We start from the raw sequence: 25,287 nt of genomic DNA on the forward strand, positions 1-25,287 counted from the left end.
TTGAGCGGAACTGGTGTCCGGCCAGAGCCTCAAACCGTTGATTGTCGCATTTATCGGATAAATTCATAGACGCAGCATAAAGAAAAAATCCGAACTTATTCAAATTCTTATTAAAGAATTTCGAACCATAGTTCGGATTCTAATACGAACATTGTTTCCAGCCTTACTTCTTACATTGAACGCATTTTCAACCGGTTATACATTTTGACGTTATAGTGAAAAAAAGAAGACCGAAGCCCACTTGCTCTTAGCAATCGCTTCGTCATTTGCTTCCCACTGGCAAGCTTTTTGACTTTTGGATCAGCTAAATACAGACCTACCAATCCTGTGTGCACCATTTCATGAAATCGTTTATTCGGCAAACTCTGGACGTGCTTATTCGTTTCTACTATAAAGTGTAAAAAGCGTTGTTCCATATTTTCTAAGCTTTCGTAATAACTACAAAAATTTAAATCGCCTTCCTGTTCATCTTCTTGCTGATCGATATAATAATCCAATAATATATGAAGGCCTTGCATATACGGAAAATAGCTTTCATAAACCTCTTTTGCAAGGGAAGCCGTTATCTGTCCTCCCATGGCATAGGAAACAAGACAAAAGATTCCTAACGTGGATCCACTACATGCCGAAAATTCATACCAGCTCAACCCAGGGTGCTTGTCCTTTTCTTGGCGAAACCACTCCTCTAATCGCGATACCCTTTCTTCTATTCGGACGTGTTTATGTACTTGCAAGTCACCATATAACGTTTCCAATTCCAACAAGTAAGGTTGAATCACAGATAAACCTGGAATTTCGGCTAAGCTTTTTTGACATGTCTTCACTAAATCCCTTAGATATCCATCATCCTTTTGTTCCTTCCGTAAAGCATAATAATTCTGAATTTCATTAGCAGGTGATAAGGCATCTGCCATCGATTGATGCAGAAGGGTGAAGTCATCTGGATCTAATGATGTACTCCGATCACACAAATTATCTAAGTAATCACTAATGGTTTGATAGGCTACGATAAACGTAATCGCTTCTTTCCATTTCGGACCTGCAAGCATACTGAAAACAGCCCCACCTTGACAGTGAAATCGTTTCGATGCAATACTCGCCTGTGCTTGATGACTTAGTTCTTTATTAGGGATTTTTTGTGCTCGTTCGTTCCAATATTGAAGCTCTTTGTCTACAACTGGAAAAATATCTTGAAAAACCATTTTCATTAGTTTAAAGGATGATTTCGGAACTGAATAGCTCAATTTTGCTCCTCCATTTCTTGGCGTCCACACCTTTAGCCTATTCATAAAGATTATGGTACTATTCATTATATCACCACAAATGGAAGGTGGATTTCAAATGATATACGAATATAAAGGAAAAAAACCTGAGCTCCATGAAACAGCCTATGTCTCAGAGGACGTTGTTTTAACTGGAGATATTACGGTGGAAGAGGAAGCTAGCATCTGGTTTAAAACCGTTATTAGAGGAGACGTGGCACCAGTACATATTGGAAAACGTTCCAACGTACAAGACTTAAGTTTGATTCACCAATCACCAGTCATGCCAGTCATCATTGAAGACGATGTTGTCATTGGTCACCAAGTTACCCTTCATTCTGCTGTTATCCGAAAAGGGGCTCTAGTAGGGATGGGGACAATCGTTTTAGATGGTGCTGAAGTAGGTGAACAAGCTTTCATTGGTGCTGGTAGTTTAATCCCTCCTGGGAAGAAAATTCCACCTCGCACACTCGCTCTTGGTAGTCCCGCAAAGGTCGTTCGTGACTTAACGGAAGAGGATTTGGAAGAAATGGAGAGAATTAAAGAGTCTTACGTAGAAAAAGCAAAGTATTACAAATCTCTCCAGAAATAAAAAAGATCTATTCAACAGGAAAAATAATTTAACGGTGTTAAATATTTTTCCTGTTTTTTTTGTCGAAATGCGTTATTCTAGAACCAGGAGGTGCCATCATGAATTATTACCTTTTATTATTTAGTCTTATGATGACACTACTTTTCTTTATCTTATTTAAACGAAAACAATCGAAACCAATTATTAAATATGTATTTCTCACCTATGCTATTCTTTTTTGGCTCTGCACAGCATCTTTAACCACTTTTTACGCTGTTACACATAAGGACAAGATAACAAAATTGTGGGATTCCAAAGAACCTCAGGTAAAGGTTGCTTCGACGATGCCGTTGCCTGATCCAGCGCTGGAACCTGTTTATCCTTTAGTTGAACAAGCTCAGCTTGCTCCTTCCATTTCATTGAAAGCTCCTAATATCAAGCAATACCCAGAGCTTCCAAGAGGCTGTGAAGTAACAAGTCTCGCCATGCTCTTACAATACTTTGATTACCAAGTCGATAAGATGGAGTTAGCGAAAAAAGTGAAGAAGAGTTCTGCTTCTTATCAAGTAAAGGGTTCTGAAATCCACTTTGGAAATCCCGCCAAAGGGTTTGTCGGTGATATGTACTCTTTTTCCAAACCCGGACATGGGGTTTATCACGGTCCGATAGCTAAACTTGCCAAAGAATATGCAGGGAATCAAGTAGAGGATTTTAGTGGTGGTTCCTTTTATGAAATCATCAAGCACTTAAACGCAAAGCGCCCTGTATGGGTGATTACGAATACCACCTTTAAAAAGTTACCGGATTCCGCCTTTCAAACTTGGAATACACCAGATGGAAAAATCAAGGTCACCATGAAGGAACACTCCGTTCTCGTTACAGGATATGATGACAAGTCGATTTATTTTAACGATCCTATTTCAGGAACAACGAAAAAAGCACCCATTAAAAGCTTCGAGGAAGCCTGGGTGCAAATGGGAAAGCAAGCTATCACGGTTGTTACACCGTAAGCTTGCTTTTTGTTTTATCTACTTCTTGTAGTTCTTCAAAATCAAATTTTCTTTCCACATAAATTTGATGCCATAGCATGAACATCAGTACTGTCCATATCTTACGGCTATAGTCTCCTCTTCCCGCACAATGTGCTTCTAATAAATCAAGGATAACGGACTTATGCAGTAAGTGGTTGGTCTCACTTTCTCGGATGAGATTTTTCGCCCAATCATGAAGCTCATCTTTTAACCAGTGTCTCATCGGTACAGGGAAGCCCAGTTTCTTCCGATCTAAGACATGGTCTGGAACAATCCCTCTAGAAGCTTCTCTTAAAATACTTTTCGTTGTACCGTTGGCAATTTTTAAATCAACGGGTATTTCACTTGCTACTCGGAACACTTCTTTATCTAAGAATGGTACACGTAACTCTAATGCGTGTGCCATTGTCATTTTATCTGCTTTTAATAAAATATCCCCACGCAACCAAGTGTGTATGTCGACGTATTGCATTTGATTTACCGGATGGTAGCTCTCAACATTTTGATAAAGTTTTTCAGTAATGTTTTGATACGAGATGTTCGATTGGTACGTCTTTAATAGACTTTTCTTCTCTTCTTCTTCGAACATTTTCGCATTTCCAATATACCGATTCTTAAGTGGAGTTGTTCCTCTCTCTAGGAAGCTTTTTCCACGAACCCCTTCTGGTAACACAGCTGCTACTCTAGACAAAAGGCCCTTTGCTGGTGCTGGAATTGACTGGAACACTTTCAGAGATTCTGGTTCCCGATAAATATTGTATCCACCGAATAGCTCATCCGAACCTTCCCCAGAAAGGACAACGGTAACATGCTTCGCTGCTTCTCTTGCTACAAAGTAAAGCGGTACACAAGCAGGGTCTGCTAATGGGTCATCCATATGCCACATGATTTTCGGCAGTTTCTCTACATACTCCTGTGGTGTAATCATGTACGAAATATTTTCAACGTTTAGCTTATCTGCCGTTTCTTTCGCTACATCTACTTCAGAATATCCATCTCTCTCAAATCCAACGGAGAACGTTTTTAAGTTCGGGTTGAATTCTCTTGCAATAGCAACGATAACAGAGGAATCAATTCCACCAGATAGGAATGAACCGACGGGTACATCACTACGCATATGAACATTGACGGAATCATAAAGGACATCCTGAATACGTTTAATCCAGGACTGTTTATCAGTTAGAACCGGCTGGAACGTCGCATGCCAATAACGAGTAAATTCAATAGGTTGGCCAGGTTTTTTCATAAAGAAATGGCCAGGTTCTACTTTATGTACCCCTTTAGTCATCGTTAAAGGTTCCGGCACATACTGGAAGCTTAAATAGTGCTGAAGTGCTTCGGTATCTACTTGATCCTTTTCTTGCATTAATGTGATACTTTTCTTTTCGGACGCAAAATAGGTTCCTTTTTCCGTGTCACTATAAAACAATGGTTTAATACCAAACGGATCACGAACGCCATAAAACGTTTGCTCTTGTTTATCCCAGATTAAAATGGCGAACATTCCTCGAAGCTGTTTAAATGCTTCAGTACGATACTCTTGGAACATTGCAATGATAACTTCTGTATCGGATTCTGTATCAAAGCTATACCCTTTTTCCATTAAGGACTGGCGAAGCTCCACATAGTTATATATTTCACCGTTAAAGACCATACGATATCGATCATCTTCATAACGGAATGGTTGTTGTCCACTTTCTATGTCTATAATACTTAATCGACGGAATCCAAAGGATACATATTCATCATGAAAATATCCTTCATCATCGGGTCCTCTATGTGTAATGACATTATTTTTTTCTCGAAAGCTAGATTGTTCTTCTTGGTTGGGTGCTTGAGATTCATTTCGAATCATCCCGATTAGACCGCACATAGTTTTGCCTCACTTTCTCTTTCACATCTTAATGAGTATATCATAAACAAAATGGGAATACGATAGGCTGTTGACAAAAGCACAAGCGCCCGTTTAGCAACGTACGGACTGGACTGAACCGCCGGAGATAAAGGAAACACGATGAGCAAAGCGAATCGTTTGTTGACTTATCGTACAGAGGTGAGGGAAGTCTCGCTAGTTGCTGGGCGCTGGAGCTGGACGTGGTCTTACTTTGTTTCCCTTTAAAAATAAAGAAGGAGCCAAGTGATGACTTAGCCCCCTCATTATCTATTTTACTAATTCCTTTAATGAATCAACCTTATCTGTTTTCTCCCATGGAAAATCCTTATCGGTTCGCCCAAAATGTCCATATGCTGCCGTATCTTTATAGATTGGTCGACGAAGGTCGAGCATTTTGATAATACCAGCAGGTCTTAAGTCGAAAAGGCTTCGAACCGCTTTTACAAGTTGTTCTTCCGTTGCTTGCCCAGTTCCAAACGTATTGATTGAAATCGACACAGGCTCCGCAACACCAATTGCATATGCAAGTTGGACCTCACAGGAATCTGCTAATCCTGCAGCCACAATATTTTTCGCTACATATCGCGCCGCATACGCAGCAGAGCGATCCACCTTCGTTGCATCTTTTCCACTAAACGCTCCACCACCGTGACGCGCGTATCCACCATATGTGTCTACAATAATTTTACGACCCGTTAAGCCGGCATCCCCTTGAGGACCTCCAATTACAAAACGACCTGTTGGGTTAATAAAATATTTCGTATTTTCATCCAAAAGCTCTTTTGGAACGATTGGGTTGATTACATGTTGTTTAATATCTTCTTGAATTTGTTTTAATTCAACTTCTGGAGCATGTTGTGTGGAAACGACAATCGTATCAACACGAACTGGTTTATCTTTTTCATCATACTCAATCGTCACCTGCGTTTTTCCATCTGGGCGCAAGTAATCTAACGTATGGTCTTTGCGAACATCCGATAAACGTTTGGAAATCTTATGTGCTAACGAAATAGGTAATGGCATGAGTTCTGGTGTTTCATTGTTAGCGTAGCCAAACATTAACCCTTGGTCCCCAGCCCCAATCGCTTCTATCTCATCATCCGTCATTTTACCTTCACGAGCTTCTAAAGCCTGATTGACGCCACCAGCGATATCTGGTGATTGTTCATCAATAGCGGTTAAAACAGCACATGTTTCTGCATCAAAACCGAATTTTGCTCTTGTGTATCCAATTTCTTTGATTGTTTTACGAACGATGCTCGGAATGTCTACATACGTAGACGTCGAGATTTCCCCTGCTACAAGAACAAGCCCTGTCGTTACCGTAGTTTCACAGGCAACCCTTGCATTAGGATCACTTTTTAAAATTTCATCCAAAATGGCATCAGATATCTGATCACTTATTTTGTCCGGATGTCCTTCCGTTACAGATTCTGATGTGAATAATCGACGATTTGCAGCCATTCTGCTAAATCCTCCTTTATTTAATACAAATAATACGGTATTTCTCTCTTTTTCCAGTTTTAAAAAACAAACGAATACTTTGCGATATATTTTAAGATTTACTATTTCGTTCTAATTATGAGTATGGACATGGTTTCGCCGGATTAGAAAGATTTGCCTTTCATAAATGTCCGGAAAAAAGAAAAACCCTTTCCATCATATGTAAGAGGAAAGGAAATGACCCTTCACTCTTCTTATCGCTCAAGGAGTAGTCCTTGCAACAGGTTAGCACCATGTCCCATTATGAGACGGTTGCTGGGTTTCTTCGGGCCTGTCCCTCCACCAACTCTGGATAAGAGAGTATCCGTTCGCACTTTATCGTAACGAAACGCTCGTATCTTGTCAATGAAAGTATCTTGACTATCCTGACCTATTAACTAGGAATTTTACATACCCCATTTTCACATTTACTTTTGAAAAGACGGTATCGATTTCGAGCAATCCAACGGTACACTGGGATTCCGACATACTTTGCTCCAGGAATGCTCATACATGCTCCAAGCAAAAAAGTTAATGGGCATTGAAGCAGCATATAGCGGATTGCAAAGTATCCGGAGTACGTCTCCCCTTTATCCGTCAAAATGTGTAGTTCTCCAGCAAGCTTACGCTTTTCTTCCTCCGATAGGGTATGTTCTTGTTGATAGGCTTGAAAGGATATCCATTGGAATCGTCTAAACCAATCCAGTTTGTTTACGATTCGCTTCGTTTGATTACATAAATAACAATCTCGATCATATAAAACGGCGGTTTTTCCCATAACACTCCCCCCTTTCATCGTAACACAAAACAATTTCTTTCGTATTAGTCTTTCCATATTTGTGTGCATATTCGACAATATGTGATATACTATTAATCAAATAAACAAGTTATAGCGTGTACTATAAATTGTTTTCAAATCCTCATCTCCTATAAAGAAAAGACACGATAATGTAGTCGTGTCTTTTCTTTATTTAAAATGTGGTAGTTGCTCAATGATTGTCAAACTAGTTGGCAACACTTCGTCCTTCATCATAAAGCTAAAGGTAGAATCTGTTTCTAAGTGCTTTGGTAATTCGTCTAATAGAACGGGTCCATTCGTTTCAAAGTAGTTCGGCTGCTTTTCTAAATAATCCACCTTTGAATAATAGACATTTTTGACAATGTTTCCAGCTTTCCCACTCACATAATATTGTCCAATATAATCTATCGTCCCACAGTGACCACCGGTTTCTTCCCTTACCTCTCTAATGGCAGCGGCTTGAGCGGTTTCGCCTTCTTCCACTTTTCCACCTGGAAACTCGATTCCTCTGTCCTTATGATGTGTTAGTAACCATTTATTTTCGTATCGACAAATAACCCACACATGTTTCGGTTCCTTTGAAAATGGGTGATCCTCAAAGGACAAGGACACCTCGTTGTTATAATAATCCTTAAAGACTTTCATCGGTCTCAGCTTCCTTTTTCATGTCTTTTAAAAATGCTTGGTGTTTGTTAGCTTCCATCCGTTATCATATCTAAATTCAAATTCCACTTGGTAGGATCCATACAAATCACTTTGATTCGTTTGTTGGATGATGACGGTGTCTTCTTTCTTAGATTCTTTATATGTGTTCGTTTTATCAAACCAAGGTGGTGTTTCGGTTGGAATGACATACAACCCATCTTCTTTTTCTATATAATAGACATCTACATATTTTTTCGCTACTTTTTCTGTCGCAATGGAAGAAAATTCTGCAATCAATTCTTTCTTCGTCTGCACATTTACTGCTTTATTATGCTCATCTACTTCTTGTACAAGCTTGTCCATAAAGACATCGGTAATTCGTTCTAATTCTTTCTCATTCCACGACACGGAATCAGCATTATCTTTTTGGTTGCTCCAAGTAAGGGGACTAAGTCCTGTCTTAGAGGCAGAATGTTTTATAGTGGATTCTTGATCTGCAGATACAGAGTATTTCCCATCGACATTCACTATGATAAAGAACGGAATAAGTAACGCGAGCAAGATCATTCCCATATGTTTAAGTGGTTCCTTCATCACCTTAGCCTCCTCTTACTTAGATAATACCTTCCTTTTTTTCGCTTCAAACATTTTTCTACTCATATATTAAACGTTTCACCATGCTAAAAAGTTTCATGTTTGGCAAATGTAGTGTTGAATCGACTGTCTTCTGCTAAGTTCACGTGAAGACATGTTGAAATCAAACCACTGCGATGAGCTTTATGTAAAGATCAGGTCTTTTTATTTTTTAGGAGAAAAGGGCAGTAGAACTACTTTTTATTTCTAGATTTCAATGTTAAAAAGACCTTGTAAAAACTCTACAAGGTCCTTCGCTTCTTTTATAAATCCAAAACTCCCATTTTTTCAATATGTTTTCGGGTCGTGTCATCCCCTAAATCATGAATCATTTGAAAAGCGTTTAATATGCCATCATCAAAGTCATCGTTCGGTTTATCATTATGATATGGAACAATAGGTGTATGGGCTCTCCAAAAGGCATGAATGTCAGCATTGTACATTTGGTTCATCATTTCCCTTAATTGGTACACTTCTTCATCTGTAGCTGAAATAATGAATTCATCGTTGTCACCGACTTGAACTTGGGATATTTCCTGGGTGCCTATGTTTACATAATATTTTTTTCTTTCCATCTTTCACCCTCCTACCCTTTAATTTTCGCAATTAGTTATCTTTTATGTTCAACTTTTTAAACTTTTTGCATAAGGTAAGATACGTAACACAATCAAAGGAAAGGGTGAAAAGATGCGATTTGCAAATGACATTCTAGAGCGTTACTTTCAACACTTCAATGATAAAGAATCTTTAGACGTATTCATCTACTCCGTTTTAGAACAAATGGACGAAACAGACTTACTTCAAGTCTTAAAAGAATGTGATAAAACAGAATTGAATGAGCTACTCACTCAATTTTTACGAAATAAATTAGAGCATGAGCTTCATGAAGATGATCAAGAACTAGCCGCTTCCTATTGGACAAACATCCAGTAAAATGGAAGCCCTTTCCACGTTCCTCACTTAAGGAAAACAGCAGCCTTCAGGTGCAGGTTGAGCCTTGGGTTTGCTTCCTTTATCCAAAAAAGCCATAAAAAAATCCCCATTGTTGTCCAATGAGGATTTAAATCTTTAATTTAATACAACACTCTGGCTATTTCGTTTCGCTTCTTCGACTGCACTTTTGATGAGGCAACGCCCTCTACCATGCGGGATACACATTGGTGTTCCAAACATTGGATCATACGTTACATCACATTTCATTTGAAACACATCATGAACAAGTTCGCAATTAATAACAGCTTCAGGTCTTCCTTGTGCATACACCTTTTTATCCTTAATTGCTACAATATGGTGTGCATAGCGACAAGCTAAATTTAAATCGTGGAGAACCATTACAACTGTCCGTCCATCCTGTTCATTTAGTTCAAATAGTAAGTCTAATATTTCAATTTGGTGCGTCATATCTAAATACGTTGTTGGTTCATCCAATAAAATTGTATCGGTTTCTTGAGCCAGTGTCATCGCAATCCAGGCTCTTTGACGCTGACCACCAGATAAAGAATCGACCGCACGATCCTTTAAGTCTGTCATGTTCGTCGAAGAAAGTGCCTTCATAACCGCGTTCTCGTCTTCTTGTGACCATTTTTTAAACATGCCTTTATGTGGATGCCTGCCTTGCTTTACAAGATCATAAACGGATAATCCTTCTGGGCTGACAGGTCCTTGAGGTAAAATAGCTAATTTTTTTGCTACCTCTTTCGTTGGCATCTTAGCAATGTCTGCACCTTCTAATACAACACTACCTTCTTTTGGCTTTAACAATCTAGCCATTGATCTCAGTAGTGTGGATTTTCCACAGCCATTCCCACCAATTAACACTGTAATTTCGCCTTTTGGTATTGTTATATTCAAATCATCAATGATAACGTCTTCTCCGTAGCTTAACGTTAAGTCCTTAGCTGTTAAAGTCTCCATCGGAATCTCTCCCTTAGTGAGCGTTTCGTTTCACGCCAAAATTCTCCAATTGAGAATCTTTCTCCATTAGTAAATATACTTCTAGTCTATTGGGTTTATTCCTTCCCGTCAATGATTTTGATAATCTTTATCAATTATTTTTTGTATTCCTCAACTTCATAAATTTACCTGTATTAAATCATTCGCTTTTTGACTATACTATTAATACGAACACACGTTCTTGAAAGGTTGGGTTTTGATGCATGATTTCAGTCATTTACCTCGAAATGATGTTCTCTGCATGGACATGCGGTCTTTTTATGCAAGTGTAGAGTGTATGAAGCAAGGTTTAGATCCGATGACAGATATGCTTGCTGTTGTTGGAGATAAAACCCGATCTGGAAGTATTATATTGGCCGCTTCCCCTGAGTTAAAGCGACGACATGGCGTAAAAAATGTTAGTCGTTTTTTTGATTTACCCGATGACCCGAACATTCATGTTGTAGAAGCCAAAATGGGCGACTATATTAAGGTCTCTTTAGAAATAACAAAGCTCGTCAATCGATTCGTTCCGAAAGAAGCGATTCATCAATATTCAGTTGATGAGGTTTGGGTCACTGTAAATGGTTTAACTAAAATCTACGGTGCTCCCCATGAAGTGGCGAAGTTAATTCAAACAGAAATAAAAGACACTATGGGCTTAACCTGTTCTATTGGAATTGGAGATAACAAATTTTTAGCAAAGGTTGCCATGGACCTTTATGCAAAGAAAACCGGTATTGCGGAATGTCGTTATGAAGATGTCGAAGCCATGCTTTGGCCTACTCCCATTGAAGATATATGGGGCATAGGCTCTCGCATGAAACATAATCTTAATCGGATGGGAATCGTCACATTAGGTCAGCTCGCCCAATACCCACTAGAACGGTTGAAGAAACGCTTTGGTGTTATGGGAGAGCAGTTGTATTGGCATGCTTGGGGCGTTGATTTAAGCCCGGTTATTGGAGATTTTCAAAAACAAGAACAAAAGGGATTTGGTCACGGCATTACCCTCCTCCGCGATTACCGAAAAGATGAAGTATATGCTTGTATATTAGATTTATGTGAAGAAGTATGCCGGCGTGCTCGTACCGCTAAAAAAGCCGGAAGAACAGTCCATTTAGGCATCGGCTACTGCCAAGAGGTCGGCGGTGGATTTCATCGCTCTCGTTCGGTTGACCTTCCTACGAATATTACGATGGATGTGTACAACGTATGTGTCGAGCTTTTCGAAACCTTTTATGACGGTGCAAGTAAAGTAAGACGCGTCTTCGTTACGCTAGATAACCTGTACGCAGATGAAGAAACACAATTAGATTTATTCGAGAACCGAACAAAGAAAAAGGATATTGGATATGTGATGGATCAAATCCGAGATCGGTACGGGTCAACTGCACTTCTCCGTGCTACAAGCTATACCGAAGCTGGAATCACTTTGGATCGAAGCAAAAAAATTGGCGGGCACAAAGCATGAAACCTTTCCTGTCACCAAGTCGTAGCTATTTAGTGACGGGAGGGAGAAAAAATGCGTTTCTTTCTTAACTTATTAAATATGATTTCATTTTGCTTTTTCATAGCAATTATCACATATTTAATATTAAACTGGAGCACGATTCCAAATACTATCCCAATCCATTTTAGCTCTGCTGGAGAAGTAGATGATTGGGGAAGTAAATACATCCTTTGGTTTTTACCAATTTTTAGTGCCGTGCTTTGGATTGGATCAACAATCATGGAACGTTTTCCTAACTCATTTAGCTATATAGTCGAAATCACGGAAGAAAACAGAGAAAAACAACAACAAAACGTCCTCATCATGTTAAAAGTTTTAAAAAACGAAACAATGATTATGTTATTGACATTCAGTGTATTTACCATTCGAACTTCAGTTGGTTTAGGATTTAACGGGTTTTATAGTACGTTAATCCTTAGTATGGTTGTAATAACTGCGACTTGTTTCTTTTTTATCATTCGCTCTTTGCGAATTTAAAGGTATATTTCGTTTAAATACGATACGAGAAAGGAGGAAACTAAGTGAAATTTTTCTATCCGTTAAAAGAAGATCCTGAGAATGACCCTATATTAGAACAATTACCACGTGGTTACAATGATGCAGCCATTATTTTCTATCCCTTTGTTCAAATGCCAAATGAATGGTCTCAGAGGAGAAAAATATACTACTATCCTACGAGAGAAGAATTTTTTAAATACGGAAAACCCTTGTCTTGGGAAACGATTAGACGAGAAAGCGGAATTAAAAATATTGCTGACATGTCAAAAGCTGTAACAGCGGGATTAATGGGCGTCGAGGTTGTTAGGTCGATATACCAAAGAGCAGATTTAGCCCAAATATTAAATAATAGCTTAGGAGACAACATCTACTATCCTTTAGAAGGTCAAATGTCGTTGTTCATAATGGACGATATTCTAAAAGTCCTTGCATCTAATGGCGCAAAGATGATGAAGTACACCACACTTTATAATGAAAAAGGTACATACGAAATCAAGGACATAACCTTAAAAGAAAAACTTCATTTATGTTCTGGACCAATTACAATTGCTGATAAAGAAAACTGGCAAAGCCAAGCCTGTAAAGGCTTAGGCTAAGCCCTAGTTGCACTTATACTTTAAACCTTAAAAATTTTACTACGTCGGAATTTCTCCTTGCGAAATTTTTATACTTTCCTAACGTATAAAGAAGAAGATTTTATCTTCACTTGTTATTTTGATGAAGTTTCAGCTGTCTTTTTCACAAGAGGCAAAATGAAAAATGTATGGAAAAACACTCAATTGGAAGGAATTATTGTGGAAGAAAAAACTCCTATTGTCTGGGAAGGGCACAATTATTATCTCAGTAAATGAATAGGAAAAAAGAAGGCTCGGCAAATAGTATCCGAGCCAGTTTTATATACTCCTAAATAAACTCCTTTACTTCCCTTTGTTCCCATTCCTCGCGCAACAACCCATAACGAATCGAGTCATAATAGACGCCATTATAGTATCGACATTTTCGCAATCGCGCTTCTAGCGTCATGCCAAGCTTTTCTCCTACCTTCATCATTCTGTGGTTTCCAGACCAAGTGGTGAAACCAACTCGAGCAATTGGAAGCGTCTCAAAAAGGTGACCAATTAAAAAGCGGAACGCTTTTGTACCGTATCCCCCACTCCAAAATTCCGGACGATAAATGACAATCCCCATCTCCAGCCATCGAGACGGCTCATGCTCCCAATAATAGCCACACGTTCCGATAATTTGCTCGCCAACTTGAAGGGCAAAACGACTATCCAAACCTACATATTGATCCTTAAAAGCAAGAAAATTATCATAAGACAACGGTTCATGCTTAAAATACGGAGCATCCCATTTCTTCCACTCGGGATATTCTTCTTTATAGATAAGCTCCCATAATTCCGATAAATCTTTCTCTTCTATTGAACGAATAACTAATTCTCCCTCTTGAAAAAACAATGCAATCCCCCTAGTTCTGTTCGTATAATTGCTCTTGGAGCTTATAACGCAATAATTTGTTAGAAGCATTTCGTGGGAGAGCATCTACAAAATAAAAGACAGTTGGCACTTTGTATTTTGCTAGTCGAGATAAGCAATACTCTTTCAAGGCTCCTTCTGTTACGTGGTTTTCCGTTACGACAAAGGCAACGGGAACCTGCCCCCACTTCGGATCGGATTTTCCTATTACACCTGCTTCTATTACTCCTTCCATACTAAGTAAGACCCCTTCAATTTCTGCCGGATAAATATTTTCTCCACCAGATACAATTAAATCTTTACGACGGTCTAGCACATAAAGAAAACCTTCTTCATCCTCATACCCAACATCACCAGTTGCTAACCAGGCGTCATTTTTCGGCTCCCGCTTATAATATCCACTAGAAACCATTGGGCCTTTTACGAATATTTCACCAGCTTCTCCCGGGCTTGCTTCTGTACCATTCTGAACAATTTTTAATTGTGCAGGCATGAGTGCTTTGCCAGCTGAACCTAACTTCTCCAATGCATCTTTCGGACTCAAGGTTGCAATCTGAGACGAGGTTTCCGTTAATCCGTACGTTTGAAAGATGGGAACCGATAAATCCTTTGCTTTTTCCAACAGCGATTTCGGTGCAGGACCACCGCCAAGTAGCATACATCGAAACGTATCCGGATAGGTTATATTTCCATCTAACTCTAGCTTTGCTAGCAATTGATCTACCATAACGGTTACAACTGAAATAATCGTAACCCCTTGGTGCATAATTGCGTCATGGGCGACATGAACATCAAATCTCGGTAAAAGATACATCGGCATACCATAAATGACACTCTTTAGCGCAATCGAAAAGCCACCTACATGAAATAACGGTAAGGAAGCTAGCCATTTATCCGATTTATGTAACCCGAGATTTAAAGAAGAGGCTGACGCACTCCACCAATGATTTTCATACGTGTGTATAACCCCTTTTGGAAAACCTGTCGTACCAGACGTGTACATAATCGTAAATACATCGGTAAGGTTGATTTCTTCTTTTAAATCGACCGCCCTTTGCGTCGTTCTTTCTAGTTTAGAAAAAGTTACAGGTGTAAAGGAACGACCTTCACTGGCATCGATCGCTAACGATTCTGTGTCATCATCACAAAGCAAACCAACAACCTCTGCATCTTCCAACTGAAAAGCTATTTCAGAAGCGGTTAATCTAGTATTTAGTAAAACAGCTACTGCGCCTAGATAAGAGATTGCATGTACTGCCATGACCATCTCCGGTTTATTACCAGAAAGAATAGCCAAATGATCACCCGCTTGAATGCCTAAAGATGCTAGCTTGCGAGCATATGCTTGACTGCTTGATTGCAGCTTCCGGAACGTAATCGTTTCTCCAGTAGGCTGTTCGATAGCTATTTCATTTGGGGTAAGTTCAGCTTGTTTATCTAACCAATGTGGTATGTATAAAGACATAACTTTCAAATTCCTTTCCCTATTTATGTAAGCTAAAATAAAAACCTTTGCAAGCTGCAAAGGTTTTTATCGTTCATTAAGGGAAACGAGGGAACTGTTTAAAGTCCGGCTTACGCTTTTCTTTAAATGCATCTCGTCCTTCTTTCGCCTCATCTGTTGTGTAGTAAAGTAATGTGGCGTCTCCACCCATTTGTTGCAGTCCAGCTAATCCATCTGTATCCGCGTTAAATGAAGCTTTTAGGAAGCGAAGAGCAGTTGGTGATTTTTCAAGCATTTCTTTACACCATTGAACCGTTTCTTCCTCTAACTTTTCTAAAGGAACAACCGTGTTTACTAATCCCATATCTAGTGCTTCCTGTGCGTTGTATTGACGACATAGGTACCAAATTTCACGCGCTTTTTTGTGCCCAACGATACGTGCAAGAAGTCCTGCACCGTAACCTGCATCAAAGCTTCCGACTTTCGGTCCTGTTTGCCCAAAAATAGCATTATCTGCTGCAATTGTTAAGTCACAAACGACATGTAGAACGTGTCCCCCGCCAATTGCATAACCCGATACCATAGCAACAACTGGTTTCGGAATAACACGGATTAAACGTTGTAAGTCTAATACATTTAGTCGAGGAATTTCGTCCTCTCCGACGTAGCCTCCATGACCACGTACAGATTGATCTCCTCCTGAACAGAAAGCCTTGTCTCCTGCACCAGCAAGAACAATAACGCCTATACTGGAATCATCACGCGCTCTCATAAATGCATCGATCATTTCATTTACGGTTTGCGGAGTGAATGCGTTATGTACCTCAGGACGATTCATGGTTATTTTTGCAATTCCACCATATTGTTCAAATAATATTTCATCGTATTCTCGGATAGTTTCCCATTGGATAGCCATTCGACTAACCTCCTTCATAAACTATTAGATTTGATAGAAATCCATCTACTATTGTATCAAAAAATCTGGAATCTTCCACATGAACTGCATGTCCAACATTCGAAACAACGGTAAGATGGCATGCTGGTAGCTGTTTTTTCATTGCTTTAGCAATCCGAACAAATTTTGAATCCAGCTCACCAACAATCAGCTGAACCGGACAATCTGTGGCAGACAAAGCGTCCCACCAAGATGGTTGACTCCCTGTGCCAAATCCTCTTAAGGATGAGGCTAAACCTTTTTCTGTGTGTTGCAATCTTTCACGACGTATGTTTTTTCGAACTGATTCAGGTAAGCTTTGTTGGGACTTGAATAAATCGATAGACTCCCAATCATTAACGAATGCTTCCATTCCTTCTTGTTCTATTGTCTGAGCTAGTCGCTCGTCACTTTCTTTTCTATTATACCGGTCTATGCTTTCTTCTATCCCTGGAGAGCTACTCTCTAGCACAAGTGCTCGAACACGCTCCGGATAATACTCAGCAAATGATAAAGCGATTCGTCCACCCATGGAATAGCCTAAAAGACAGACCGAGGAAAGGTTTAGCACTTTTAATAATTGATCAAGCTCGTCACAGAGCTCCTTCATAGACAAGACCTTCTGGACCTCTGTCTTTCCATGGCCCGGTAAATCTAGGCTTATCACTCGATATTTCTTTAGCTTCTTAAAAGAATCCCACGTTCGATGAGAACCCGTAAATCCATGTAAAGCCAGGACTGGATTCCCTTCCCCTGTATCTTCTACCCAATATTTTCCGTGCTCTAATTCAACGAACATGCACTCACCCTTTAAAGTAAGAAAGCAATTCTGCCTCTATCTCCTGCCATTTTTGTCGATGCCAAATGACATTTTCGTTACGATCTGTCCCGATTTCAATAACAGATAATCCTTTTGTCTTGTGGCTCTCCTCAATCGCGGATTGAACCTCTTTCCATGTCGCTGGTTTGACATAGTTCCCATCATATAACGCCACCATATCCTGAATACTCATATCAAGCGGGGTACCAAATAACACTTCAAAATGATCCGCTTGATTCGCCTGTGGAAGGAAAGAGAAAATCCCACCACCATTATTGTTAATCACGACAATGGTTATATCAATTCCATACTGCTTGCCGACAAGCAATCCGTTAAAATCATGATAGAAGGATATATCTCCTATTAACAAGGTTACCTTTTGTCCAGATGCGGCAGCCCCGAGCGCACTCGATGTAATGCCATCAATTCCGTTAGCTCCCCGATTCCCCAAAACTGTAAGCGATTTGGAAGTAGACATAAGGAAAGAGTCTAAATCCCGTACTGGCATACTATTTCCAACATAAATTGTGCTAGAATCAGGTACGGCTTCGATTAGATATTTGACGACATGCCCTTCTGTTAATTCTGTCGTCGTTTCTTTCATTAAAATCTCTCTTGTTTTTTCATTACTAGTGACCCACTTATGTAACCATTCAGACTTAAACGAGACATCCTTTTTCGTTAATTCTAGACTTAAAGCAACGGGATCACTGTATATAAAGGTAGTTTCCTTTCCGGCCGGTTCTCGGTAACCTTCATGCGCTTCTACTACATAATAATCGATTTCAGAGAATTCCTTTAAAAGTAACAAGTACGGCTTCGAAACAGGCATAGCACCAAATCGCAATATAAATTCTGGTTGGAGATGTGCTCGAACTTTTTCACTTTTTAAGATGGAATCATAGGTTTCAATGACAACATCTTTAGGATGCGGGCCAGCTCGCAATTGCGAAAGTGGATCGGCTAAAATAGGAAGCTTCCATTTTTGTGCCAACGTAACTACCGCTTCGGCAAGCTCAGGGTCTTCCTGTGGACCAACCACAATGAGGCCGTTGGAATAGTTCGATAATCTTTTTACGATACTTTCAACCTGAGCTTCATTAAGAACTTTTTTCCCGACAGAATGAACATGATAGGCTTCAGATCGATCCTGCCATAGTGAAAAAAGCGTGAAGTCCGGCACCAGAGGTTCTCGAAACGGAAAGTTTAAATGGACAGGTCCAGCATTTCCTTCTAGCGCAACCGCATAAGCACGCGAAGCCTTACTTCGCGCATAATTGAGGACTGCAGGTGTTCCCTCTGGTAAAGCCATTTCATGAAACCATTTTACGTAATTCCGAAACATATCGATTTGGTCAATAGCTTGTGGTGCTCCGACATCCCGTAGTTCATGAGGGCGGTCTGCAGTCAATACAAGAAGAGGCACACGACTGTAGTGAGCCTCAACTATCGCTGGATAATAATTAGCTGCTGCTGTCCCCGATGTACAAAGCAAGGCCACCGGTCGTTTTGTTTGCTTAGCCATACCTAACGCAAAATAAGCCGCAGATCTTTCATCCATATTGACCCAATGCTTGATGTCCGTATGCTCAGCAAAAGTTAGCGCAAGCGGAGTGGATCTTGAACCTGGTGAAATGACAACATTTCTAAGACCACTATGATAAAGTTCATCGACAAAGCTGGTTACATACCTAGTTAACGTCTCCGTATGGTCCATGATTATCCTCCTAGAACTGAAAGCATCGGTGTAAATTTAATATTTGTTTCTTGATATTCTGCTTCAGGGTCTGAATCCTTCACGACTCCGCAACCGGCAAATAAAGAAGCGGATTTCCCTTGAATCAATGCGGAACGAATCGCCACAGCGAATTCCCCATTTTGATACGAATCCATCCAGCCAATAGGAGCACCATACCAACCTCTATCTAATCTTTCATGTTCGCGGATAAAGGTCATCGATTTCTCTCGAGGAACCCCGCCAAGAGCAGGAGTTGGATGCAGTCGCTGGACGACATCTAAAATAGAATATTCTTCTTTTAATATCGCTTGAACTGGTGTATATAAGTGTTGTAAGTTTCGTAGCGGATAGAGAACGGGTTCGCTTGGAACTTGTACATCTTCACAGCACACCTCAACAGCGTTTCGAATCATTTGCACAACGAAATCATGCTCTTCTCGATTCTTTTCATCTGCCAACAGGTCGTCACCGATTTTCTTGTCTTCTTCCTTAGTCATCCCTCTTGGAGCCGTACCAGCGAGACATGTTGATAACAATTGACTATCATGAAGTCGTACTAGTCTTTCCGGGGTAGCACCTAAAAAACAATCCTTTTCGTTTTCAAAGGCAAAAATAAAACTATTGGACTGACTTTCATGTAATTGCTGAAGAATGGAGGAAATATAAGCGTTCTCTGTAAAATCAACACGCATTTCCCGAGCCAAAACAATCTTGTCAGCTTGCCCATTTTTAATTTCATCGGTTGCCTGAACGATCAATTCTTTCCATTGTTCAGGGTTAATCTCTTCTTTTCGAACAATTCGTGGGCCATCCGGTAATCCTTCTTGCTTGGTCGTTAAATATTGCTTGGCTAGCAACATATCTTGTTTGATGACCTGGGTATCCTTTTCAGAAGCCACCATCGCATTAAAGGTTACATAGCTTTCCCCATTCGCAATCGTTAGTAAAAAGGATGGAATGCGAAACTGACTTGTTTTAAATGTTTCCCACAAGCCTGTGCTCCCTTTTTCTGGATCGAAAGAACCTCCTCCAAAAACAATAGGTCCCGTACCCGGTACTTGAAAGGCATTATAAATAGAAGCCTTTTTTAACAGGGATTTCCATTGCTTTTCCGTTTCCAAAAATTCGTTATCATCCGAATCTATCGAGATCGCTTCTCCGACCCCTACAAGAAAAAAACTTTCTTGTGAGCTTGACCAAAAAATTCTTTTTCCCTTCCATTTCGCGCCTCTATCAAAAAATATAAACGGATCGATAGGATGCATCTTTTCCGTTATGCTAATAAGCTTTGGCTTCCCTTCCACCTTTGCTATTGATAAAGCTTGCTCCAATGCTTGATCCAGCATTGGGATCTCTGTCTCAATCATACATAACCCTCCAATATATAGGGCAAACATCAAATCTATAATTCCCATTCAAAACATGTTTCATTATATGACAAATACCATTTAATATAAAGTAAATGAACTAAGAAAAGCTCGGGGCGCCCGGTATTATGGATTGCAGACTAAAACCGTCCTATGCGGACAACGGCTTGCGCCCCCTTGCCAGGGCCACGTATGGACTGGACGAAACGTTCGTTTCTCTTCTATTCTATTCCCTTTCTTCAGCATTCTCAACAATTGGTATCAATTCCTAATATTTATAACAGGATGACAATTGACACCTTTGTCCTCATTCCCTAAACTTAATATGATATATGCTTGCTCGTCTAGAATACGGGTTTAAGGCAAATTGTAAGGAGAGACACCGATGCAACCTATAGAAAAAAATGATGTAAGAAATACACTAAAAGAAAAAGAAGGATTCCATGTTTGGTGGAGATTATTGCGACCACATACAATGACTGCATCTTTCATACCTGTTTTTGTAGGTACAATGGTCGCGAGCTTAGAAGAGTCCATTCATGTTCCGCTTTTTTTAGCAATGCTATTAGCTTCTATTTTAATACAAGTAGCGACAAATATGTTTAATGAGTATTACGATTACGTAAGAGGATTAGACAATGAGCAATCTGTGGGTATTGGAGGAGCAATAGTAAGAGATGGAGTTGCTCCAAAAACGGTGTTAACTACGGCATTTGCATTTTATGGCGTAGCTTTGCTTCTAGGTATTTACATTTGTATGGAAACTAGTTGGTGGATAGCTGCCATTGGAGCCATTTGTATGATATGTGGCTACTTATATACGGGAGGGCCATTTCCGATTTCCGCTTCCCCGTTTGGTGAGTTCTTTGCTGGATTGTTTATGGGTACTGTCATTATTGGAATTAGTTATTATATTCAAATCGAAGCAGTTTCTAGCAAAGCATTGTTGATCTCCATTCCTGTCGCTATATTCATAGGAACGATTCTTCTCTCTAATAACATTAGGGATTTGAAAGGGGATAAGGAAAACGGACGGAAAACGATTGCTATTCTTGTCGGTCATGATGCCGCGGTTCGTTTATTAGCCGGAATGTTTCTAGCTAGTTTTATAATTACTACCGTATATATCTTTATTGGCATCTTACCTATTTGGTCGCTTTTAACTTTCTTAGCGATTAAAAAAGCGAAAGATGCGTATCAAGGATTCATTGGGAAAACAATCAATATTGAAATGATTCCTGCTATGGTTTCGACGGCAAAAACCAATACGATTTATGGATTTCTGTTAGGTGTATCCCTTATCATTCAGTTAATTTATCCATTATCCTTGTAGAATATTTAGAGGCTGGGACATAACTAGCCAAGAATAACCTAAAAATGGTTCCCATCATCGGTTTTCGATGATGGGAACCATTTTGGTTTGAATTATTGTCACCATCTATGGTTGGATTTGCATTCATGGCCGTGTACTTTCTCAAGTTTACCGCCATGAATGCAAATCCCAGTTCCTTTTCTACTTTCTCTTTACCTCTCACCGACATACGGGTGAAACGCAAATTAGCCTTCAGAAATCCGAAGACGGGTTCTACATCTATTTTGCGTTTGCCATAGATTTTCCCCGTTTCTTTTTCCGAAAGCTGCTGTCTCGTATATGCTTTTTGGTTTTCCCACTTTTCATTATAATAGATCTTTCGATTGTTTCCTTCCTTCGCTTTCGTACATTGCGAACGTAACGGACAACCGAAACAGTCCTCACACTCATAGACGTTATATGTTCTTGTATAACCATATCGGTCTGTTCGATTGGATAGATAGCGGAATGTTAATTTTTTATCGTTTGGACACGTAAACGCATCTTCGATCTCATCGTAATGCCAATTGGCTACGTTAAAGGCATCCTGCTTATATTTCTTATTCTTTTCTTTCCGGTATTGGTTATACGTAATCAATGGCGTGCGTTTCCGATTTTCGATGACGTCTTCGTAATTTTGTTCACTTCCATAGCCGGCATCCGCGACAATATAGTTGGGTAGGTCAAAGAAGTGTTCCTCAATGTTATCCAGGAAAGGTGTGAAGGTACGCGTATCCGTTGGATTCGGAAACACGTCATAAGCGAGCGCATACTGTCCTTCTGTCGCAAGTTGCACGTTATACCCGGCTTTGAGCTGGCCGTTTTTCATGTAATCATCCTTCATGCGCATGAAGGTGGCATCGTGATCCGTTTTCGAATAACTGTTGCGCTCTCCGAAGATGGCCATATCGTGTTGGTATTTTTGTTTGCGCACCACAAAATCCTTGAATTGCTTGCCGTATTGTTTAGGGGTTTTGCGCTCAGAACGAAGCTGTTTCCGTTCGCTTACGTCTTCACTTGCTTCTATCTTTTTATCATATTCACCAACCGTCTCCTCCAGCTTTTCCACCACTTTTTCGAGTTCTTGGCTGGATAGTTCCTCCATACTTTCCCGTTCTATTTCTGGAATGATTTCTTTCTCCAATAGTTCTTCATACATCCGGTTAGACTTTTCCACTAAACGGGAACTGTACTTTTCCGTCGCTTTGCGCCAGACAAACGTAAACTTGTTGGCATTCGCTTCGATTTTCGTTCCGTCAATAAAAATGGCTTCTTCCTCGATGACGTTTTCTCGGACAAGCTGACAACGGAATTGGACAAAGCACTGACGCAATAGTTCCTTTACCTCCGGATGGACACGGAAACGGTTAATCGTCCGGTAACTTGGTTCATACCCCTGGGCCAGCCACATCATCCGGACACTGTCTTTCAGTAATCCCTCGATCTTTCTGCCAGAGAACACCGACTGCGTATAAGCACATAAAACCACTTTCATCATCATGCGCGGATGATAAGCCGGACATCCCGTTTCACGCAGAAATCCAGTGAATGCCTCATCTGGAATAGCTTCCACGACATCATGGACGGCATAGGCGATATCGTTTTCCTGTAGTTTGATTTCCAAATCTAGCGGCAAAATGACTTGATTCATGTTATACTGTTTAAACATAAGGATACCTCCGATTCTGTTTGGGTGTGGTAACTTTAACATTATCAGAAGGTATCCTTTTTGCGTACATTTTTTTGGGATTTTATTAAAAAAGAGTGACACTCACTGGTTTATGGTGTGGGTGCCACTCTTTTTAGTTACTGGGTTTTGTCCCAGCCTCTTTCTATGTAATGAGGTTTCCTTTTTTAATCTTATAAATATCGCCTAACAAACCCTTCATTTGATGAACACCAAGATCCGTATTCGTCATCATCACAACACCTGTTCGTAACAAGGGGTAAGCAACGAGCATCGACTGAAATCCTTTGCCCCATCCAAGAGAAGACATCTCTACATCAGAACTCTTCCCTTCAATAAAAACACCTAAACCGATCCATTCCTCTCCTTGTGGTGTGAACATTTCTTTTATAAAATTAGGTGATAATCCTAGTTTACCTTTTCCGTGTATAGAATCCATAATTTCTATAAGTATTGTCATCAATTCACTAGGAGTCGTCCATAATCCTGCTGCCGCTGGGTATGGATAAATAGAATTCGTCACCTCTTGCCCATCTTTATCGTAGCCAAGTGAAAATGGGGATTCGAGTAACTCTGATTTAACACGAACATATCTGCTTTTCATCATTTGGAGTGGTATAAAGACTTCCTGTTTCATTACTTCTTCAAATAATTCCTTACAAACATCTTCAATCAATTGCTGAATAATGCAAAACCCCGCATCGGAATATTCAAAGGTAGTTCCTGGCTCGTTCCTCACTTCCACTGCTTCCTGACAATAAGGAGTTCTCCCCGCCAACAAGTCCTTAATTATTGGGAATCCAGCGTGAAAATCTAATTCCCCAAAACTATGTAATGGATCCTTAATACCGGATTGATGGCTTAATAGCATTCGTAATGTAACCTTTTCACGACTCGTCCAGTTATCGTCCGGGACCCTCCAACTTTTTAGCTTTTGATTCACATCTTCATCCAAAGACAAAATTTCTCGATCCACTAATAATAGTACAAGAAGACTTGTTACAAGCTTGCTCATAGAGCACGCATTAAACAAAGTTTCTTCCGTTACGGGATCATGGAGTTCTATGTTTTTCACTCCAAATGCTTCTGTAAACACCTCTCCTTGCTTTAGAGTAGCGATGCTAAGTCCACGTACTCCATAGCTATCTATCATTTCCGTTACCCTAGATGAATCCAATCCACTCATTCCTCTCCCACTTAAACTATAATAAAGCATATCAAAAGAACAAACGTTCGTAAACAAACGCATAAAAAAGGAGCTTGGACTCAAGCTCCTTTTGCTATAATTATGCAATCATTTTTTTCTTTTCAAACCACGGTTTCAACTTCACAAATAACGGCACAAACAAGAGACTAACCACAAGCCCTTTGATGAAGTTAAACGGTGTGATCCCAGCAATAACCGATGCCCATTTGATGGCTGGGGTCATCGATTCCATCCCCATAAACATCGTGTAAGCAGGTAAAATGACAAAATAGTTTAAAACCCCCATGCCTACTGCCATTACTATAGTCCCTGTCGCTAGACCAGAAACGAGACTTTTTACACCCTTGTAGCGGTGATATAACATGGACACTGGGAGAATAAATAAAGCCCCTGCTAAAAAGTTGGCTACGACTCCAACCGGATCTCCAGCACCTGTGTACACGAGATAAAGTAAATTTTTAATTCCTTCTACAATGATACCTGCGATTGGCGAAAAAATAAGTGCTGCTAGTAATGCTGGCACCTCACTAAAATCAATTTTGAGATACTGCGGTAAAAATGGTAAAGGGAAATTTAAAAACATTAACACCATCGAAATCGTACCTAGTAATGCCAAAATAATTAATTTGAATAATCTTGAAGATTGCGTTCCTTGGTTTTGCATCTTCTTTTCCTCCTTCATCTTTTTCATCGGTTCTAATCTTTTTGATGAAGGGATGCAGCTATTTCCTATAAACGCTAAAAAACCCAAAAGCACACGTAGGGGCTTTTGGGTTGGAAAATACACGCAACAGGAAACAGAAGGTACAACAAAGATACCTCTGCCTCTTATCTTCTCCCATCCAGACTATACTGTCGGTCCTGGATTCACACCAGGTCAGCCATTTGACGAATATCAAACAGGTCACGGACTTAGAATAGCAATGCCATTCATCACCGTCGGTCGGGAATTTCACCCTGCCCCGAAGATAGAACCGATATTTAACTATATGTGACATTATAC

At 39.9% G+C, this 25,287-nt stretch carries 24 protein-coding genes and 2 riboswitches; of the genes, 7 read left to right on the top strand and 17 right to left on the bottom strand.

Going from position 1 to position 25,287, the window contains the following annotated elements:
* Positions 1-170: 170 nt before the first annotated feature.
* Positions 171-1,244 (bottom strand): tetraprenyl-beta-curcumene synthase family protein, encoded by a 1,074-nt coding sequence (locus KO561_RS13245; protein ID WP_331000789.1) that lies wholly within the window; start codon positions 1,242-1,244, stop codon positions 171-173.
* Between the two features lie 97 nt (positions 1,245-1,341).
* Between KO561_RS13245 and KO561_RS13250 the strand changes: the two genes are divergently transcribed.
* Positions 1,342-1,854, top strand: coding sequence for a gamma carbonic anhydrase (locus KO561_RS13250; protein WP_231093753.1), 513 nt, complete (start codon positions 1,342-1,344; stop codon positions 1,852-1,854).
* Between the two features lie 98 nt (positions 1,855-1,952).
* Complete coding sequence (locus KO561_RS13255; protein WP_231093754.1) at positions 1,953-2,843, top strand: C39 family peptidase; 891 nt, start codon at positions 1,953-1,955, stop codon at positions 2,841-2,843.
* On the opposite strand, the gene asnB is transcribed toward KO561_RS13255, so the two are convergent.
* From asnB to KO561_RS13285, 6 genes are all read right to left on the bottom strand, one after another.
* Entirely contained in the window at positions 2,833-4,737 is a 1,905-nt protein-coding gene (gene asnB / locus KO561_RS13260; RefSeq protein WP_231093755.1) for an asparagine synthase (glutamine-hydrolyzing), read from the bottom strand. The genes KO561_RS13255 and asnB overlap by 11 nt on opposite strands.
* Positions 4,738-5,025: 288 nt before the next feature.
* Complete coding sequence (gene metK, locus KO561_RS13265; protein WP_231093756.1) at positions 5,026-6,222, bottom strand: methionine adenosyltransferase; 1,197 nt, start codon at positions 6,220-6,222, stop codon at positions 5,026-5,028.
* 230 nt (positions 6,223-6,452) lie between these two features.
* A riboswitch (SAM riboswitch) is annotated at positions 6,453-6,560 on the bottom strand.
* A gap of 74 nt (positions 6,561-6,634) precedes the next feature.
* Positions 6,635-7,018 (bottom strand): thiol-disulfide oxidoreductase DCC family protein, encoded by a 384-nt coding sequence (locus KO561_RS13270; RefSeq protein ID WP_231093757.1) that lies wholly within the window; start codon positions 7,016-7,018, stop codon positions 6,635-6,637.
* 189 nt (positions 7,019-7,207) lie between these two features.
* Entirely contained in the window at positions 7,208-7,684 is a 477-nt protein-coding gene (ytkD, locus tag KO561_RS13275; protein WP_231093758.1) for an RNA deprotection pyrophosphohydrolase, read from the bottom strand.
* Positions 7,685-7,711: 27 nt separating this feature from the next.
* Entirely contained in the window at positions 7,712-8,278 is a 567-nt protein-coding gene (locus KO561_RS13280) for a hypothetical protein (RefSeq protein ID WP_231093759.1), read from the bottom strand.
* Positions 8,279-8,580: 302 nt separating this feature from the next.
* The gene (locus KO561_RS13285; RefSeq protein WP_231093760.1) at positions 8,581-8,892 is read right to left on the bottom strand and encodes a hydrolase; all 312 of its coding nucleotides are present in this window, start codon (positions 8,890-8,892) and stop codon (positions 8,581-8,583) included.
* A 112-nt stretch (positions 8,893-9,004) separates the two neighbouring features.
* On the opposite strand from KO561_RS13285, the gene KO561_RS13290 reads away from it, so the two are divergent.
* A complete protein-coding gene (locus KO561_RS13290; protein ID WP_231093761.1) occupies positions 9,005-9,250 on the top strand; it encodes a DUF6154 family protein in 246 nt (81 codons plus the stop codon).
* A gap of 135 nt (positions 9,251-9,385) precedes the next feature.
* Here the strand turns inward: KO561_RS13290 and KO561_RS13295 are convergent, their stop codons facing one another.
* Complete coding sequence (locus KO561_RS13295; protein WP_231093762.1) at positions 9,386-10,231, bottom strand: ABC transporter ATP-binding protein; 846 nt, start codon at positions 10,229-10,231, stop codon at positions 9,386-9,388.
* Positions 10,232-10,469: 238 nt separating this feature from the next.
* Between KO561_RS13295 and KO561_RS13300 the strand changes: the two genes are divergently transcribed.
* Genes KO561_RS13300 through KO561_RS13310 form a run of 3 tightly spaced genes read left to right on the top strand, consistent with a single transcriptional unit; the run spans position 10,470 to position 12,856 of the window.
* A complete protein-coding gene (locus KO561_RS13300; RefSeq protein WP_231093763.1) occupies positions 10,470-11,723 on the top strand; it encodes a DNA polymerase IV in 1,254 nt (417 codons plus the stop codon).
* Positions 11,724-11,774: 51 nt separating this feature from the next.
* Positions 11,775-12,239 carry a DUF1648 domain-containing protein gene (locus KO561_RS13305; RefSeq protein ID WP_231093764.1) on the top strand — a complete coding sequence of 155 codons (465 nt, stop codon included), beginning with the start codon at positions 11,775-11,777 and terminating at the stop codon, positions 12,237-12,239.
* A gap of 44 nt (positions 12,240-12,283) precedes the next feature.
* Entirely contained in the window at positions 12,284-12,856 is a 573-nt protein-coding gene (locus tag KO561_RS13310) for a DUF2711 family protein (RefSeq protein WP_231093765.1), read from the top strand.
* Between the two features lie 307 nt (positions 12,857-13,163).
* Here the strand turns inward: KO561_RS13310 and KO561_RS13315 are convergent, their stop codons facing one another.
* The 6 genes from KO561_RS13315 to KO561_RS13340 form a co-directional block, all read right to left on the bottom strand.
* Positions 13,164-13,718 carry a GNAT family N-acetyltransferase gene (locus KO561_RS13315; protein WP_231093766.1) on the bottom strand — a complete coding sequence of 185 codons (555 nt, stop codon included), beginning with the start codon at positions 13,716-13,718 and terminating at the stop codon, positions 13,164-13,166.
* A gap of 10 nt (positions 13,719-13,728) precedes the next feature.
* A complete protein-coding gene (locus KO561_RS13320; RefSeq protein WP_231093767.1) occupies positions 13,729-15,201 on the bottom strand; it encodes an o-succinylbenzoate--CoA ligase in 1,473 nt (490 codons plus the stop codon).
* Between the two features lie 76 nt (positions 15,202-15,277).
* Complete coding sequence (menB, locus tag KO561_RS13325) at positions 15,278-16,096, bottom strand: 1,4-dihydroxy-2-naphthoyl-CoA synthase (protein ID WP_231093768.1); 819 nt, start codon at positions 16,094-16,096, stop codon at positions 15,278-15,280.
* Positions 16,097-16,100: 4 nt separating this feature from the next.
* A complete protein-coding gene (menH, locus tag KO561_RS13330) occupies positions 16,101-16,913 on the bottom strand; it encodes a 2-succinyl-6-hydroxy-2,4-cyclohexadiene-1-carboxylate synthase (protein ID WP_231093769.1) in 813 nt (270 codons plus the stop codon).
* Between the two features lie 4 nt (positions 16,914-16,917).
* Positions 16,918-18,651 carry a 2-succinyl-5-enolpyruvyl-6-hydroxy-3-cyclohexene-1-carboxylic-acid synthase gene (menD, locus tag KO561_RS13335; RefSeq protein WP_231093770.1) on the bottom strand — a complete coding sequence of 578 codons (1,734 nt, stop codon included), beginning with the start codon at positions 18,649-18,651 and terminating at the stop codon, positions 16,918-16,920.
* A gap of 2 nt (positions 18,652-18,653) precedes the next feature.
* Positions 18,654-20,039 carry an isochorismate synthase gene (locus KO561_RS13340; protein WP_231093771.1) on the bottom strand — a complete coding sequence of 462 codons (1,386 nt, stop codon included), beginning with the start codon at positions 20,037-20,039 and terminating at the stop codon, positions 18,654-18,656.
* Between the two features lie 385 nt (positions 20,040-20,424).
* Here KO561_RS13340 and KO561_RS13345 point away from each other — a divergent pair, with 385 nt between their 5' ends.
* Positions 20,425-21,372: a 1,4-dihydroxy-2-naphthoate polyprenyltransferase gene (locus KO561_RS13345; RefSeq protein ID WP_231093772.1), complete on the top strand. Its 948-nt coding sequence runs from the start codon at positions 20,425-20,427 to the stop codon at positions 21,370-21,372.
* Here KO561_RS13345 and KO561_RS13350 read toward each other — a convergent pair.
* The 3 genes from KO561_RS13350 to KO561_RS13360 form a co-directional block, all read right to left on the bottom strand.
* Positions 21,341-23,059, bottom strand: a complete 1,719-nt coding sequence (locus KO561_RS13350; RefSeq protein ID WP_231093773.1) for an IS1182 family transposase — start codon at positions 23,057-23,059, stop codon at positions 21,341-21,343. The genes KO561_RS13345 and KO561_RS13350 overlap by 32 nt on opposite strands.
* A 163-nt stretch (positions 23,060-23,222) precedes the next feature.
* Positions 23,223-24,263, bottom strand: coding sequence for a serine hydrolase domain-containing protein (locus KO561_RS13355; RefSeq protein WP_231093774.1), 1,041 nt, complete (start codon positions 24,261-24,263; stop codon positions 23,223-23,225).
* Between the two features lie 100 nt (positions 24,264-24,363).
* A complete protein-coding gene (locus KO561_RS13360; RefSeq protein WP_231093775.1) occupies positions 24,364-24,948 on the bottom strand; it encodes an ECF transporter S component in 585 nt (194 codons plus the stop codon).
* A 162-nt stretch (positions 24,949-25,110) separates the two neighbouring features.
* Positions 25,111-25,258: riboswitch (FMN riboswitch) on the bottom strand.
* Between the last annotated feature and the right edge of the window lie 29 nt (positions 25,259-25,287).

The organism is Radiobacillus kanasensis, assembly GCF_021049245.1.
GTDB lineage: Bacteria > Bacillota > Bacilli > Bacillales > Amphibacillaceae > Radiobacillus > Radiobacillus kanasensis.

Coding starts and splice junctions, on each gene's coding strand:
- KO561_RS13320 (WP_231093767.1), bottom strand. CDS start 15,201: ATGTCTTTATACATACCACATTGGTTAGATAAACAAGCTGAACTTACC.
- metK (WP_231093756.1), bottom strand. CDS start 6,222: ATGGCTGCAAATCGTCGATTATTCACATCAGAATCTGTAACGGAAGGA.
- KO561_RS13340 (WP_231093771.1), bottom strand. CDS start 20,039: ATGATTGAGACAGAGATCCCAATGCTGGATCAAGCATTGGAGCAAGCT.
- ytkD (WP_231093758.1), bottom strand. CDS start 7,684: ATGAAAGTCTTTAAGGATTATTATAACAACGAGGTGTCCTTGTCCTTT.
- KO561_RS13290 (WP_231093761.1), top strand. CDS start 9,005: ATGCGATTTGCAAATGACATTCTAGAGCGTTACTTTCAACACTTCAAT.
- KO561_RS13250 (WP_231093753.1), top strand. CDS start 1,342: ATGATATACGAATATAAAGGAAAAAAACCTGAGCTCCATGAAACAGCC.
- KO561_RS13360 (WP_231093775.1), bottom strand. CDS start 24,948: ATGCAAAACCAAGGAACGCAATCTTCAAGATTATTCAAATTAATTATT.
- KO561_RS13285 (WP_231093760.1), bottom strand. CDS start 8,892: ATGGAAAGAAAAAAATATTATGTAAACATAGGCACCCAGGAAATATCC.
- KO561_RS13280 (WP_231093759.1), bottom strand. CDS start 8,278: ATGAAGGAACCACTTAAACATATGGGAATGATCTTGCTCGCGTTACTT.
- KO561_RS13295 (WP_231093762.1), bottom strand. CDS start 10,231: ATGGAGACTTTAACAGCTAAGGACTTAACGTTAAGCTACGGAGAAGAC.
- KO561_RS13305 (WP_231093764.1), top strand. CDS start 11,775: ATGCGTTTCTTTCTTAACTTATTAAATATGATTTCATTTTGCTTTTTC.
- menH (WP_231093769.1), bottom strand. CDS start 16,913: ATGTTCGTTGAATTAGAGCACGGAAAATATTGGGTAGAAGATACAGGG.
- KO561_RS13350 (WP_231093773.1), bottom strand. CDS start 23,059: ATGTTTAAACAGTATAACATGAATCAAGTCATTTTGCCGCTAGATTTG.
- menD (WP_231093770.1), bottom strand. CDS start 18,651: ATGGACCATACGGAGACGTTAACTAGGTATGTAACCAGCTTTGTCGAT.
- KO561_RS13300 (WP_231093763.1), top strand. CDS start 10,470: ATGCATGATTTCAGTCATTTACCTCGAAATGATGTTCTCTGCATGGAC.
- KO561_RS13255 (WP_231093754.1), top strand. CDS start 1,953: ATGAATTATTACCTTTTATTATTTAGTCTTATGATGACACTACTTTTC.
- asnB (WP_231093755.1), bottom strand. CDS start 4,737: ATGTGCGGTCTAATCGGGATGATTCGAAATGAATCTCAAGCACCCAAC.
- menB (WP_231093768.1), bottom strand. CDS start 16,096: ATGGCTATCCAATGGGAAACTATCCGAGAATACGATGAAATATTATTT.
- KO561_RS13270 (WP_231093757.1), bottom strand. CDS start 7,018: ATGGGAAAAACCGCCGTTTTATATGATCGAGATTGTTATTTATGTAAT.
- KO561_RS13355 (WP_231093774.1), bottom strand. CDS start 24,263: ATGAGTGGATTGGATTCATCTAGGGTAACGGAAATGATAGATAGCTAT.
- KO561_RS13345 (WP_231093772.1), top strand. CDS start 20,425: ATGCAACCTATAGAAAAAAATGATGTAAGAAATACACTAAAAGAAAAA.